3 protein-coding genes and 1 pseudogene are annotated in these 2,642 nt (G+C 55.9%); all 4 read left to right on the top strand.

The window, feature by feature from the left end; all coding sequences use genetic code 11:
* Positions 1-154: pseudogene (locus B2W52_RS07345) on the top strand (cytochrome C oxidase Cbb3); the annotation flags it as partial.
* Positions 155-284: 130 nt separating this feature from the next.
* The gene (gene ccoG / locus B2W52_RS07350; protein WP_008174726.1) at positions 285-1,727 is read left to right on the top strand and encodes a cytochrome c oxidase accessory protein CcoG; all 1,443 of its coding nucleotides are present in this window, start codon (positions 285-287) and stop codon (positions 1,725-1,727) included.
* Between the two features lie 44 nt (positions 1,728-1,771).
* Positions 1,772-2,287 (top strand): FixH family protein, encoded by a 516-nt coding sequence (locus tag B2W52_RS07355; protein ID WP_008174725.1) that lies wholly within the window; start codon positions 1,772-1,774, stop codon positions 2,285-2,287.
* Positions 2,284-2,642: heavy metal translocating P-type ATPase metal-binding domain-containing protein (locus B2W52_RS07360; RefSeq protein ID WP_286802193.1), on the top strand; the 359-nt coding region annotated here is incomplete at its 3' end. The genes B2W52_RS07355 and B2W52_RS07360, both read left to right, overlap by 4 nt.

Genomic DNA, 2,642 nt, shown 5'->3' on the forward strand with positions numbered 1-2,642 from the left:
GACGGACAACACCTGGCTCTATGGTTCAACCTACGAGTGGATCAGGGAGACCGTCGTGCACGGCCGCCAGAACCAGATGCCTGCACAGGATCGTCTGCTTTCAGACGATCAGATTCAGATTCTCGCGGCTTACGTCTACAGCCTCTCGAACTGAGTCAGCCGGCCGGGGTGAAGAGCCCCGGCCCGGTCTTTTCAACCCTGTGCCTGCGCCGCGGGCACAGGCTTGAAAAGATCAGCAGCCTAACGGCCTGTTGCCCCGCATTACCATTTCCCTGGAGGTAACGATGAGCAGTGAGATCCCGGTCAAACAGGTTGACCCGTCCTCTGACCCGTCCTCTGACCCCTCCGACAACAACAATAAATCCGGAACCGTCGAGCTATACGCCAGCCGTAAGAAGATTTACGTCAAGGAAGTCAAAGGCTTCTTCCAACGCATCCGGAATGTCAGCCTGACGCTGCTGATGGGCATGTACTTTGCGTTTGTGTGGTTCACCCTGGACGGGCAACCACTCATTCATTTTGACCTTCCCGCCCGTGAGTTCCATTTATACGGGGCCACCTTTTACCCGAAAGATTTCATCCTGCTCTCGGGGATGCTGATTATCTGTGCCTTTGGCCTGTTTTTCATTACCACGCTGTTTGGCAGGGTCTGGTGTGGCTACACCTGCCCCCAGACCGTCTGGACCTTCATCTTCATGTGGGTTGAGGAGCGCATTGAAGGCAGCCGCAACAAGCGCATGAAACTGGACAAGGCGCCCAGCTCGGCAAACAAAGTCGCGAAAAAATCCGCCAAGCATACGGTCTGGTTTCTGATCGCACTGGCTACCGGGCTGACATTTGTCGGCTATTTCTATCCGATTCGCGAGCTGATCGCGGATCTGTTCACCCTGCAGGCCAACGGCTGGGCCTATTTCTGGGTCGGCTTCTTCACCGTTGCCACCTACCTCAACGCCGGCTGGATGCGAGAGCAGGTGTGTCTTTACATGTGCCCCTATGCCCGCTTCCAGTCGGTGATGTTTGACCCCAACACTCGCGTGGTTTCCTACGATCCGAATCGTGGCGAGCCCAGGGGCGGCCGCAAAAAAGGCGTGGATCCTGCCGAGGCCGGTCTGGGCGACTGTATCGACTGCGGCCAGTGTGTTCAGGTATGTCCTACGGGCATTGATATCCGGGACGGCCTTCAGTACGAATGTATCGGCTGTGCGCTGTGCATTGATGCCTGTGACGAGATCATGGACAAGATGAATTACCCGAGGGGGCTGATCCGTTACACCACGGAGAATGAACTTGAAGGCAAGACCTCCAAACTCCTGCGACCAAGAACCTTCGGTTATGGCGCGGTGCTGTCACTGATGATTGCCGCGATTATCTTCACCATCGCCACCCGTGTGCCAGCCCAGATGGATGCTCTTCGGGATCGCGGTGCTCTTTACAGTTTCAATGGCGAGGGGCGGATTGAGAACTCCTACACCCTAAAAATCGCCAACATGACCGAAGTTCCCCAAACCTTCACTCTGTCAGTGACTGGCCTGGAGGGGATCCGGATCCTGACGGACACTTCGGTAACCGTTGAAAGTGGTGAAAACCGCTCACTGCCGACCGTAGTCGACGTGCCGCCGGAATCCATCACCGAATCCAATAACGATATCCTGTTCAGGGCACAATCCGAGACCGATTCTTCGCTGAGCCTTGAAACTGAAAGCCGATTTGTCGGTCCAACGCGCTGATCGTCGATCGTGCAGCACTGACCGTTTGAATGAGACATTGATTTATGACTACTGAAACACCCGTAGCACCCTGGTACCGCCAACCCTGGTTCTGGTTCCTGCTGATTTTTCCGGGGGCGTCCATCATTTACTGCGCCGTTGCCATCACTATCGCTGTCAGCACAGAAAATGCGATGGTCACCGACGACTGGTCCAAAGAAGGGCGCGGAATTAACATGTCCATAGCAAGAGACCAGAAGGCGGAAGATCTCGGTATGGAGGCCCAGATTGATTTCCAGAGCAAAAATATCACCGTCAACCTGAACACCGTTGAGGGTCCGGCGGATTTCCCGTATCTGATCCTGAACCTGTTCCATCCAACGCTTTCCGACAAGGATCGCACTGTTCAATTCCAGCAAATCGCTCCAGGGCGCTTTGCCGGTAAGCTCCTCAATGACATAGACGGCCGCTGGTACTACGATCTACGGGGTCCAGCTAACGAGTGGCGATTAAAAGGCGAAGCCTGGCTGCCAGCTGAAGACGGAATTACAGTCAAGGCCGGGGGGTCTGCCCAAGGTTGACCAGGCTGGATTGCTTTCACTGCGGTGAGCCAGCGGACGGTGAGCCGCCCATCACCCTCGAGCTCGAAGGTTCTACCCGTCACTTCTGCTGCCAGGGCTGCAAAGCGGTGTGCCAGACCATTCGCAGCGAGGGTCTCGCCGGGTTCTATGATTTCCGGACCAAACCGGCCGTTACCCCAAAGCAGCTGACCCCGGCGGAACTGAACCGAATCAGAGAGCTTGATCACCCTCTGGTTCAGGAGTCGTTTGTTGCACCGGTGAAAGGCGCACAGGAAGCGCAACTGCTGATTGGTGGCATCACCTGTGCCGCCTGTATCTGGCTGCTTGAAAACCATATGAAGCAGCAGCCCGGTGT

Source organism: Marinobacter sp. UBA2498, from assembly GCF_002341575.1.
GTDB lineage: Bacteria > Pseudomonadota > Gammaproteobacteria > Pseudomonadales > Oleiphilaceae > Marinobacter > Marinobacter manganoxydans.

Coding starts and splice junctions, on each gene's coding strand:
- B2W52_RS07355 (WP_008174725.1), top strand. CDS start 1,772: ATGACTACTGAAACACCCGTAGCACCCTGGTACCGCCAACCCTGGTTC.
- ccoG (WP_008174726.1), top strand. CDS start 285: ATGAGCAGTGAGATCCCGGTCAAACAGGTTGACCCGTCCTCTGACCCG.